8 protein-coding genes are annotated in these 11796 nt (G+C 45.8%); 5 read left to right on the top strand and 3 right to left on the bottom strand.

Annotated features, from left to right (window positions below; genetic code table 11):
• Positions 1-214: 214 nt before the first annotated feature.
• The 3 genes from HUO09_RS14035 to hrpB are packed head-to-tail and all read right to left on the bottom strand — an operon-like array spanning position 215 to position 7422.
• Positions 215-2533: a patatin-like phospholipase family protein gene (locus HUO09_RS14035; RefSeq protein WP_188234371.1), complete on the bottom strand. Its 2319-nt coding sequence runs from the start codon at positions 2531-2533 to the stop codon at positions 215-217.
• A gap of 48 nt (positions 2534-2581) precedes the next feature.
• Entirely contained in the window at positions 2582-4942 is a 2361-nt protein-coding gene (gene mrcB / locus HUO09_RS14030) for a penicillin-binding protein 1B (protein WP_188234370.1), read from the bottom strand.
• A complete protein-coding gene (hrpB, locus tag HUO09_RS14025; protein ID WP_188234369.1) occupies positions 4939-7422 on the bottom strand; it encodes an ATP-dependent helicase HrpB in 2484 nt (827 codons plus the stop codon). The genes mrcB and hrpB overlap by 4 nt, the downstream gene beginning before the upstream one ends.
• Before the next feature lie 74 nt (positions 7423-7496).
• Here hrpB and sfsA point away from each other — a divergent pair, with 74 nt between their 5' ends.
• The 5 genes from sfsA (at position 7497) to folK (ending at position 11788) form a co-directional block, all read left to right on the top strand.
• Positions 7497-8252, top strand: coding sequence for a DNA/RNA nuclease SfsA (gene sfsA / locus HUO09_RS14020; protein ID WP_167410387.1), 756 nt, complete (start codon positions 7497-7499; stop codon positions 8250-8252).
• A gap of 125 nt (positions 8253-8377) precedes the next feature.
• Entirely contained in the window at positions 8378-8824 is a 447-nt protein-coding gene (gene dksA / locus HUO09_RS14015) for an RNA polymerase-binding protein DksA (RefSeq protein WP_042484487.1), read from the top strand.
• Between the two features lie 143 nt (positions 8825-8967).
• Complete coding sequence (gene gluQRS, locus HUO09_RS14010) at positions 8968-9858, top strand: tRNA glutamyl-Q(34) synthetase GluQRS (RefSeq protein ID WP_188234368.1); 891 nt, start codon at positions 8968-8970, stop codon at positions 9856-9858.
• Positions 9859-9947: 89 nt separating this feature from the next.
• Positions 9948-11309, top strand: a complete 1362-nt coding sequence (pcnB, locus tag HUO09_RS14005; protein ID WP_167410389.1) for a polynucleotide adenylyltransferase PcnB — start codon at positions 9948-9950, stop codon at positions 11307-11309.
• A complete protein-coding gene (gene folK, locus HUO09_RS14000) occupies positions 11306-11788 on the top strand; it encodes a 2-amino-4-hydroxy-6-hydroxymethyldihydropteridine diphosphokinase (protein WP_188234367.1) in 483 nt (160 codons plus the stop codon). Before pcnB ends, folK begins: the two co-directional genes overlap by 4 nt.
• The last annotated feature ends 8 nt before the right edge of the window (positions 11789-11796 follow it).

Here is an 11796-nt window from a genome sequence, read left to right as displayed (position 1 = left end):
AATAATTATAAAAATGTAAGTGAACATCCTTGGAAACTTGGCTCTCCGTTGCCCTTGTTTTCATTCAAATATGACTGAGAAACAGCGCCCTAGAGGCCAAACTGTGGGCGTCAGAATAGCAAATTTAACGAGAAATTAAAATCTCATCATTTTGACCAACATAGCAACTTAAGACTAAAGTTTGACGATTCTCACCATTAAACTTTATCCCTCATCACTTAAACGTGGTCCCTAGAATCAAATATAACGAATCGAAATTCTGCTCTGTGCGTCCATAACCGAACATTACAGGCCCTATTGGCGAATCAACACCTGCAAAAACAGACGCTGCACCATATAAAGGAGCCTCATCTAGACCTAAATCGGGGTCAGACCAAACGCCTCCATACTCAATCGACGCCCCAAGATATACAGGCGATGAGAAGAGTCCAAAGTCATTGTCAAACCAGCGATAACGGTAAATCAGACTAGTATACGCTTTATTTTGTCCTATCAGACTGTTGCGCGGTATACCGGACAAATTCAAAAAACCACCGATGGTTTTAGGATCAATCGGTGTGGAAGAGTTCTTACTTTTTACAATTCCATACTCTGCATTTCCGACCAAAGTATGGCGTTTATAGCTCTGTGCGGCGACAAATTTGGTCGAAAGTTCATAAACCGTATCTTCACCATCCTCTTCCATCACAGAGGAATTGGAATAGGAATCATCATGAGAAATCAGATATTCGAAGTCCAAATAGACACCTTGAGTCGGCAAACTAAAACTGTCTAATGTATCAATCCGATAACTGGCAAATAATCCTTGCCGTTTAAAGGATACATCCCCAACATCAGGTAAATTTGAGAGTTCTGCACTACCGTCTGTGTAACGAACACCAATTTTCGCCTCACTCCACAGCGCGCTCTGATATCCAATCGCAGCTTCTGCTACCCACTCCAAATAAGAGACGGGTACATAATTTTTGCTTGCTTCTAAGCCGGTATTATCAAATCCACTGACTGGCACATTTCGCTTATCATTAGTGTAGCGTCCAGACAGGGTGGTAAATGCCTTTTGTGTGGAAAATAGTGGGGAGTAAAATTCCGCTTCAAGGCGTTTATCCGTACCACCATCCATATTGATCATGACTCCGGCGCCGCTGGAGTTAAGATCAGTGAAATTGGTTGAAATACCAATAGAATACTGGCTGTCAGTGGTAAAATCGTCTTCTAAGAAAAAACGGAAATTGGCATAGTTTGGCCCCCAAGACTTTTCTCGTACATCGACAGCCAACTCTTCATCATCTTCATTTTTTTGGTATTTGTAACTGACCAGTTCAAATCGGTCTAATGCATAGAGATTTTCAACACTTTTTTCTATTTCTTCAGTAGTCAACGCCTTACCTTGATCAAGATTTAAAAGGTTTTTCAGTAACAAATCACTGTAATGGCTGTTGTTATTTAGAATGATTTTATCGACTACAACTTCATCGCCATATTTCAACTCATGTCTGCGTTCTTCTTTTTCATCAATGTATTTCTGGTAATCAGCACTGCTCAGCGACAACTTAGATAACGCCTGCTGATTTGCTATCGCAGCTTGATATCCCTTCTCAAAAGCATCAGGCATACGCTCGAATTCGGTTGTCTCCATCTGCCCCACTTGAGGCTTTAGAAAAACATCTTCGTCCGTCAACATATCGGCTTGGTCTTGAGTACTGCGGCGAACAAGATAGTTGGACAACTGATCTGCCATGGTAAGAAAATTGGTAAAGTCTTCCTGCGCTTTGTAATCGGTGCTGATATCTACCGCAATGACTATGTCCGCGCCCATTTCTCTGGCAACATCAACAGGCATATTATTAGTGACACCACCGTCCACCAGCAGGTGACCATCAACTTCATAAGGCGGTAATGCTCCGGGAACCGACATACTCGCCATCATGGCATCGACCAAATAGCCTTTATCGAGTACCACAGGTTGAAGTTGTACAATATCCGTTGCCACAGCACGATAAGGAATGGCGAGCTGATTGAAAGATTCAAACGGAGAGAGGTTACCAGTGGTCACTCGCAGAATTCGTAACATATTCTGACCTTGAACCACGCCTTTAGGAGCGCGCACTTCCCACCAATGGATGCCTAAATCTGTCGTCAATTGATAACGATCTTCGTATTCTTTATCTCTCACAAGTCGTTGACTACGACTTACGCGATCGCGATAACCACTGTTCCAGTCAACGCTATAAATCAGGCTTTCTATTTCAGAAGCACTCATACCCGTGGCATACAAACCACCGACATAAGCCCCCATGCTGGTTCCAGTCACTATATCGACAGGAATGTGCATTTCTTCCAGCGCTTTTAACACGCCGACATGTGCCGCGCCTTTCGCGCCGCCACCAGCGAGCACCAAGGCAATTTTAGGGCGCTTGGTTTGGGGTTGTTCTATTTGAATAGATTCCGTTTGTGAATCCGCTGCGCTGGCGAAAACGCCAAACGGAGCCACTGCATAAGCCAAGCAGATAAAACAGAGCAACTTTTTCGCCACGCTACGCCCTCAATCCCTTAAAATTCAAAATACTATAAACTTCGGTCACTACCACTGGAAGAGTTTTTTTATCCATTCCACAGGGTGATTCTCACACTGTTTTTTCCAGTCGCCGCTCGGATCCCAAACGGGAAGTTTAAAGTCGTTTCCACAGTCCAGCGCAAGCGCACCACCGTTTTTGTTCGAAAAACCCACCGTCGTCACGCCCTTTGGCCATGGCAGAACCAGTTTCTCAGGAATCCGATAATGCAGGTACTGAGCGTACACACGCAATGCACCACTTGAGCCAGTTAAAGCCGTGGGTTTGTTGTCATCTCGTCCAAGCCAGATCGTTGTTACTTCTCGACCATCAACGCCCACAAACCAGCTATCACGACTGTCATTACTGGTACCAGTTTTTCCTGCAAGCGCAGCCCAAGCAAACTGATTCTGTAGGTAACGTCCTGTTCCTTCTAACACACCACGTTTCATGGCGTATGTAGTGAGCCAAGCCGCTTGTTGATCAACAGCTTGATAAACCTTCGGAATGGATTGATACAAGACATTACCTTCTAAATCCAATACCGAACGTAGCGCTGACATCGGTGCTCTTTTGCCAGAGTTGGTTAACGTCTGATACATCTGTGCCACCTGATAAGGTGAGAGCGAGAATGAACCTAGTAACATTGACGGCACAGGGCGAATTTCACTTTTGTCTACCCCAAGTTGCTGCAAGGTATCCGAAACCTTATCAATGCCCAGTGACATACCGAGCTGAACCGTTGGCACGTTCAAAGACTTAGCCAAAGCCATGTACAAAGGCACATCACCTCGGTATTGGCGGTCAAAGTTTCTTGGGCTCCAAACACTGCCTTCGCTGCCTTTCAGAGATATCGGTTTATCAACTAAAGTTGTCGCTAAATTGTATTTCTCAGGTTGAGCTAGTGCTGTGAGATAAACAGCAGGTTTCACCAGAGAGCCAATCGGTCTTCGCGCATTAAGCGCGCGGTTAAAGCCTTCGTAGCCTGTTCGTTTACCACCTACCATAGCGCGAATTTCGCCACTATGACGGTCAACCGCAATCGCGGCGGCTTCCAAACCTTTGCCGGCCGTTTTTTCTAGCTCTGGAACTTTATTTGCGATGGCTTGTTCCAGTTTGGCTTGCGATACAGGGTCAAGAGAGGTGAAAACACGCAATCCTGAATCTGATTTAAAATCACGTCCCAGTTTTTCATTTAGTTCGATAGAGAGCTGCTGGAAATACGCAGGCTGACGGCTGGCAATGCGCGCCACTTTTTGCACGTCCAATGGACGAGTCACCGCTTGCTCGTACTGCTTTGCCGTTAGGATATCTTGATCCATCATAAGACGAAGAACTAAGTCTCGACGCTCTTTTGCCCTTTCAGGATAACGCATAGGGTTGTAATAGGAAGGTCCTTTGACCATGCCCACCAGCAGTGCCAATTGATCAATTCGCAGTTCTTGTAGCGGCTGACCAAAATAAAGGCGAGACGCCAAACCAAAACCATGCACGCCTTCTTTGCCATTCTGACCTAAATAAACTTCGTTCAGATACGCTTCAAGAATGCGGTCTTTGCTGTAACGGTAATCAATGATCAGCGCCATATACGCTTCACGCAGCTTACGCCACAAGGTTCTGTCGCTGGATAAGAAGATGTTTTTTGCTAACTGCTGAGTCAGAGTACTGCCACCTTGCACTGTGCGACCCGCTTTGAGGTTCACCATCATAGCGCGCACAATTGCTAGTGGAGAGACACCGTCGTGTTGATAGAAGTGTCTGTCTTCAGTGATCAACAGTGCATCAATCATCACTTCAGGGAACTGCTCGCGACGTAAAAACAGACGCTGCTCTTGGACATCTTTTTCAAGCATGCCAAGCATCTTTGGCTCTAATCGCAAATAGCCAAAGTCACCCTTTTGCTCTAGTGACTGAATACGCTGTACCCCGTTTTCATCGAAGCTGATCATAACGTGACGATCTGGCTCAGGGCCATCAGAGAACTCAAACGGACGACGAATAACCTCAATACGTGTTGCAGAGGCAGAATACTCTCCAGCATATCTCGGGTTAGCGACTTTTCTGTAGTTCAGTACATCAAGCTCATTACGAAGTTCTTTAATACTTAAATTGTCTCCGGGTGCAATCTCCAGAATCCTGGCATAAACAACCGTTGGCAAATCAAATAGCTGCCCTTCGAAGCGGTGCTTAATCACGCTGTCGAGATAAATGCCAGCAAAGACCAGTAAAGCGATGACGGCGACACCCACTTTCCATCCAATACCCCATAACCGCTTTAACCAAGACTTAGGGCGGTTAGGTTTGTTTGACGGTCTGCGCGATCTTGAAGACGGTTTAGCCGCCGTTTTTCTTTTACTTCCGGATTTCGGGTTACTGCGTTTATTTGTCATGAATTCAATTGTCGTTTTGTTTTCGTTGTTGCAACGTGATTTGCAGGATCGTCAGGCCAAACATGTTTCGGGTATCGCCCTTTCATCTCTTTTTGCACTTCTTTATATGCACCAGCCCAAAAGCCAGCGAGATCGCGGGTCACCTGCAATGGTCTTTGCGCTGGTGACAGCAGTTCCATCACAATCGCTTGACGCCCCTTGGCAATAACGGGTGACGTTTTTTCACCAAACACTTCCTGCATTCGAACCGATAACACCGGCTCTTTACCACATTGATAACGTATTTTCTTATGTGTTCCGGTTGGCAATACATGGGTAACTGGCAACCATTCATCTAACTGTTGATTGAGCGGCCACCCCAACCGAGCATTAAGCGCTTCAATGAGGGGGACTTTCTGCAAAGCTTTCACTGAGGTAATGCCAATCAAGTAAGGCTCTAACCACTCTCTTAACTCGTTTAACAGGCTTGCGTCATCCATCGCTGGCCACTCTTCATCATCAAGCCACTCAATGCCACAGCGTACCCGTTCCAACCACTGTACGGTGTCTTCGCTCCAGTTTAAAACCGAAAGACCTTTACGCTCGACATAATTAAGCAAGGCTTGCGTCATTTTTTGTTTATCAGGTTCAGGTAAGGTACGACGTCGAACAACGACGTCACCCAAACAGCAACGCTCTTCAGCGACAAGCCTCCCGGCTTTTTCATCCCAATCCACCTGCTCACTGGTGGCAAACAAAAAACCAAACTGAGATTCCAAAGCTTCGATATCCATATCCAGTGCGCAAAAAATCCGGCTGGACTGGCTTATTTGGTTTGATGAGCCCAGCGAACGCATAAGATCAAGGGCGATCACATAATCACTTCCCGCCAGAGGTTGTGATTCATCAATGAAAGCACCGTGTCCGTTTGCCAGCAAAAACTGACCATATCCCTGACTTCGCTTCTGAGCAATACGGTCTGGAAACGCTAAACAAGCGACCAAAGGTAACAAAGAGCTTTCGACCCGATTAAGGGAAAAAGCCGCATCCAACTTATTTGCCAACGTATTGGCTCTTTGAGTCATTTGTTTGGACTTAGGATGATTCCCCTGTTGCCATCGATGCAAACTGTGTTGCAAATCGAGTACCTGCCTTTCTGGCTCTTCAAGCAGCGCTGCTAACGCTACTGCGCTATTTAAAAGTGCGAGATTTTTGTCTTCCACTGTTAGCAACATAGCTGCGATTCTGGGTTCCACACCCAAGCGATGCGCCTCTTTACCCATTGCTGTTAACTGATTTTGCTTGTCCATCAGACCTAAAGATTGCAACAGAGATGACGCCTGATTCATCGCTGATGTCGGCGGTAAATCTAACCATTGCAGTTCATTAGCATTTTTGACGCCCCATTGAGCCAATTCCAGCATCAGAGGTGCAAGGTCACTTTGCAGAATTTCTGGAGTAGAAACTTTCGGCTGCTGATTAAACTGAGCTTCACTGTATAAACGAACGCAAATACCTGCTTCTAAACGACCAGCACGACCAGCACGCTGATCGGCAGATGATTGAGCAATCCGCACCTGTTCTAAGCGGGTGATGCCGGTTTTCAAATCAAAACGCGCCACGCGTTCCAAACCAGAATCCACCACCATGCGAATGCCTTCAATGGTCAGTGATGTCTCTGCAATATTGGTCGCCAGAACCACTTTACGCTTTCCTTCTGGCGCAGACGAAATCGCCTTTTGCTGTTCGGCAAAACTCATCTGCCCGTAAATCGGGCACACATCAACATCACTTGGAAGATCACCGAGCTGATCCGCTAATGCGGTGATGCTGGCAGCACCCGGTAAAAAAGCGAGTAGAGAACCTTGTTGGTTCAACATTAAGGTTCTGATTTGTTTTGCCATTGCAGGAACCAAAGGTTCGTTAACGCCGATAGGCTGATAACGAACATCAATCGGATAACCGCGACCTTGTGACTCAACATATTCCGCTAAAGGCAATAACTGTTGCAGTGCAGCTTGATCTAATGTCGCAGACATCACGATGATTTTAAGATCGTCGCGAAGTACCGATTGTACTTCTAAACTCAACGCCAACGCCGTATCGGCATGAATGCTCCGCTCGTGGAATTCATCAAAAATCAATGCGCCGATGCCGTCTAACTCAGGATCGTTTTGAATCATGCGCGTCATGATGCCTTCTGTCACCACTTCCAAGCGGGTATCACTGCTGACCTTTGTTTCTCCTCTCACCCGATAACCCACAGTTTTCCCGACTGACTCCCCCAGTTGTTGAGACAGGTAACGAGCAATATTTCTCGCTGCCAATCGTCTGGGTTCGAGCATGATAATTTTTCCGTCGACTAAACCAGATTTCAGCAATGCGAGCGGGAAATAGGTCGACTTACCCGTGCCGGGAGCCGCTTTTAAAATCAGTTGGGGAGAATGCTCAACACCTGCTAGCAAATCAGGTATTACTGCGAGAATCGGCAGTTGTGACAAGAGAATGTCCTTATGTTTAAATATCCCAAATTAACAACCAAAGCATTGTACATAAAAACAGTACAGGGATCTCGATGCAATTTACACCAGCGCTTGAGCGCGCGACATTAATTAAACGCTACAAACGATTTCTGGCGGATGTAGAGTTAAAAGATGGAAAGCAAATCACTATTCACTGTGCTAATACTGGTGCGATGACAGGGTGTGCAGACCCAGGCAACCAAGTTTGGTATTCAACGTCCGACAATCTAAAGCGCAAATACCCCAATAGTTGGGAACTGACAGAAACAGCACAAGGCCATCGAATTTGCATCAACACTGCGCGAGCTAACCAACTTGCGGTTGAAGCGATCCAAAACGGGACGATTAAAGAACTGCAAGGTTATGAGCAGTTACGCACAGAAGTTAAGTATGGTGCTGAAAATAGTCGCATTGATATCTTGCTCTGTAGCGAATCTAAACCAAACTGTTATGTAGAAGTGAAAAGCGTGACTCTTTTGGATGAGCGCAATATCGAGACTGGGGAAGAGAATCAACGTGTAGGACAAGGCTATTTCCCCGATGCCGTCACCACTCGTGGGCAAAAACACTTACGAGAATTGTCAGAAATGGCCCAAAATGGGAGCAGAGCCATACTTTTGTTCACAGTTTTACATTCGGGTATTGAAAAAGTCTCACCAGCTCGCCATATAGACGCGAACTATTCACAATTGTTAACAATGGCACAAGAAGCAGGCGTGGAAGTACTGTGCTACAAAGCAGAACTTTCAGACAATGAAATACAACTGGTATCGGCAATCGAATTTTCCCATCAATCGTCAAAAAATTGATGAAACCTCCACATTGACGATAACTTTGTAAAACAGTGTTTGCCTCAGTTACTTCTTTTTGCTATAGATACCCGCCTTAAATTGACTGCGATAGCAGTTGACTAGGTGTTAGTAGGAGATGCTGTATGCCAGAATCCAAAAAGAAAACGCTAGGCATCCTAGCCATTGCAGGTGTTGAGCCATACCAAGAGAAAGCCGGTGAAGAGTACATGTCACCAGAGCAAGTGGCTCATTTTACGAAAATTTTACAAGCTTGGCGCAACCAGCTCAGGGAAGAAGTTGATCGCACTGTTCACCATATGCAGGACGAAGCGGCAAACTTTCCAGACCCTGTTGACCGTGCTTCTCAAGAAGAAGAATTTAGCCTAGAACTTCGCAATCGTGACCGTGAACGTCGTTTGATTAAGAAGATCGAAAAGACACTCGACAAGCTAAAAGAAGATGATTTCGGCTTCTGTGAGTCTTGTGGTGTTGAAATCGGCATTCGTCGCTTGGAAGCTCGCCCTACTGCTGATCTTTGTATCGACTGTAAAACGCTTGCGGAAATCAAAGAAAAACAGATGATGGGTTAACCCCAACAGATGTCACGAAGGGAGCGATTGCTCCCTTTTTGTTTTACTATTTTTTCGCAAATGTTGGTAAAGGTAGCCAATAACTTCTTAAAGTTTGATACTTACACTTCTTCCATCAATCTTCTTAAGCAAATATAGGCATTATGAGTTACGTTGGTCGTTTCGCCCCTTCACCTTCTGGACCATTACACTTTGGTTCATTAGTCGCCGCATTAGGCAGTTACTTCCAAGCCAAATCGCAACTTGGTCAGTGGTTAGTAAGAATTGAAGATCTCGATCCGCCAAGAGAAATGCCCGGCGCCGCCAGCCTTATATTAAAGGCAATAGAAGCGTATGGATTAGAATGGGATGGAGAGGTTGTTTATCAGAGTCATCGCCACCATTTATATCAACAGCAAATCGAACAATGGCTCGCATCTGGCCAAGCTTACTTATGCCAATGCACGCGTAAACAAATTAAAACAGCGGGTGACTTCTATCTTGGAACATGCCGAGATAAAGGGTTAACAAACCGCTCTGATTGCTCAGTGCGACTTCGGATGGATCATCCAGTTTCGTCATTCATCGACCTGAAACACGGCGAGATAACAATACCAGAAGCACTAAGCAAAGAAGATTTTATTATTAAGCGTCGAGATGGTTTGTACGCTTATAACTTAGCGGTCGTTATCGATGATATTGACCAAGGTGTCACAGAGGTTGTACGAGGCGCCGATCTGATTGAGCCAACAGGCCGTCAAATCAGCTTGTATAAAACGCTCAACCAAGCACCTGTTAGCTATTTACATTTGCCGCTTGCGATGGACATCAACGGTAATAAGTTATCCAAACAAAACCATGCAACAGCGATTGATCCTAGTACCCCTAAGCCGACGCTAATGAAAGCGATGCAGTTTTTAGGGTTTATTTTCCCCAAGGGAATCGCCGATGGTCGAATTGATGAAATCATCGATTGGGGAACAAAGAATTGGCATATTGAGCAGCTTCCACAGCAGATCGAGATCACACCAAGATTCTCAAATGACGCCTTGTAAGCTATTATTAGCCGCAAATCCAGCCAGTTTGGGCTGTAATCGCAAAGATTAACGGCACAAGAGGCAACACCAATCATTGTAAAACATACATGAATAACAACGACTTAAAAGAAAGCGAACATCACATATATCCAAGCTTAGCTTTGAATATCGTCACTCGCCAAGAGCACAACATTTCGCGTAAGCAGATCAGCGATAACGCGTTAAAGGTGTTGTATCGTCTTCAGGGTGCGGGTTTTGACGCCTACCTAGTCGGTGGTGGTGTTCGAGATTTACTACTCGAAGAAGTACCAAAAGATTTCGATATCGCAACCAATGCGACGCCAGAAGAAATTCGTCAGTTGTTCCGCAACTGCCGTTTGATTGGTCGCCGTTTCCGTCTTGCACATATCATGTTTGGACGCGACATCATTGAAGTGGCTACTTTCCGTGGTCATCATCAGGAGCAAAACAAACAGCTAGCGGTGCAATCAGAAGCCGGTATGCTACTGCGTGATAACGTCTACGGCACCATTGATGAAGATGCTGAGCGCCGTGACTTCACCATCAACGCTATGTACTACAACATCGCCGACTACTCTATCCATGACTACGCAGGTGGTATGGAAGACCTTGAAGACAGACTTGTTCGTCTGATCGGCGATCCAGAAACTCGTTACCGTGAAGACCCAGTGCGTATGCTTCGTGCGATTCGTTTTGCAGTAAAACTGGATTTCGACATCGAAGAAGATACCGCAGCGCCAATTGAAGATTTAGCGCCGCTATTACGCGATGTTCCTGCCGCTCGTCTCTATGAAGAGATGCTGAAAATGCTGCAATCTGGACACGGTTTGGAAACGTACCACCTGATGCGTGAGTACAACCTGTTCCAACAAGTGTTTCCGACTATCGCACGTCACTTCACTGAAGATTACTCATCACAAGCAGAGCACATGCTCGACTTAGTGCTTGATTCAACAGATCTACGCATTGAAGAAGGCAAACGCATTAACCCTGCCTTTATGTTTGCAGCGATTTTCTGGTATCCGATGGTGAAACTCGCAGAAGAGATGATGGAAAGTCATAACCTCAACTTCTACGATGCGGTTATGGAAGCGAGCAACAAAATTCTTGATGAAGTGGTTAAGTCGATTGCGATACCTCGTCGTCACACCGCTACTATGCGTGAAATTTGGCAACTGCAGTTACGCTTACCTCGTCGTAACGGTAAACGCGCTTTCCGCTTGATGGAACTGAATAAATTCCGTGCTGGTTTCGATTTCCTAGAAATGCGCGGCGAAGTTGAAGACGGAGAAGTGAAGCAACTGGCTGACTGGTGGCAAACCTTCCAAACTGCGGGTCGTACTATGCGACAAGCAATGGTGGCAGACCTAGACAGCGTAACTAAACCTTCAGGTACTCGCCGCCGTCGTCCATCGACACGCAAGAAAAAGAGCAAGCCAGCATCATGACAGTAGCGTATATCGCAGTCGGCAGTAATCTCAGTGACCCTGTGAGTCAAGCCAACAATGCTATTGAAGCACTAACCAAGTTACCGAAGTCGCGTTTTATCGCGGCTTCATCACTGTACAGCAGCACTCCGATGGGTCCGCAAAATCAACCCGATTACATTAATGCTGTTGTGGCAGTTGAGACAGAATTAACACCTCTTGAGTTGCTTGATTGCACTCAGGCGATTGAACAAGAACAAGGACGAGTACGTAAAGATGAGCGTTGGGGGCCAAGGACTCTCGATCTCGATATCGTACTATATGGCAATGAGACCATCGATACTGAACGGCTAACCGTACCTCACTATGGTATGCGTGTCAGAGAGTTTGTCCTATATCCACTTGCAGAAATCACACCTGAGCTGCAACTCCCTGATGGCACTGCGCTTCAAGAGTTACTTAAATCTGTTCCTCTCAATGGGCTGAGTATTTGGCAATAGCCGCGCTC

Source organism: Vibrio sp. Y2-5 (assembly GCF_014596725.1).
GTDB lineage: Bacteria > Pseudomonadota > Gammaproteobacteria > Enterobacterales > Vibrionaceae > Vibrio.
Note: the sequence above shows the minus strand (reverse complement) of the source record. Positions and strands in the feature narration are given on the sequence as shown.